This window comes from Vibrio sp. 2033, from assembly GCF_033339735.1.
Genome location: NZ_JAWOVC010000696.1, coordinates 1 through 549 on the forward strand (window position 1 = coordinate 1; position 549 = coordinate 549).

General features: G+C 47.0%; 1 protein-coding gene. It reads left to right on the top strand.

The features are described from left to right. Positions 1 to 549, top strand: a 549-nt coding sequence (locus R7P74_RS28575) for a cytochrome c3 family protein (RefSeq protein WP_318124063.1), incomplete at both ends; no start/stop codon positions are given.

Below are 549 nucleotides of genomic sequence, written 5' to 3' on the forward strand. Positions count from 1 at the left end.
AACTTGCGCTCAGTGCCACAGTCGACGTACCCAGTTGAATGAAGAAGCGGATCACGTCAAAGGTGCATTTCTTGATAAGTACCGTCTGAGTTTAATTACCCCTGAGCTCTATTATCACGATGGCCAAATTTACGATGAGGACTATGTTTACGGCTCGTTTTTGCAATCGGCCATGGCAGAGAAAGGCGTAACGTGCACAAATTGTCACGATCCACATTCCGCCCAACTTAAAATCCCAGAAGAAGCAGTATGTGCGCAATGCCATGTAGCGTCAGATTATCTGTCAGAAAACCACACCTTTCATCAAGCGAACACCGAAGCATCAAAATGCACAACGTGTCACATGCCGGAGACGACCTATATGCAGGTAGACCCGCGCAGAGACCACAGTTGGCACGTTCCGCGCCCAGATTTAAGCAAGCATATTAATACGCCCAATGTTTGTACCGCTTGTCATGATGATAAAGATGCGAAGTGGGCCGATGAGCAGATTGGTCAATGGTTCCCAAAATCAAAGTATCGCAACACTCAGCATTTTTCGGTCGCATT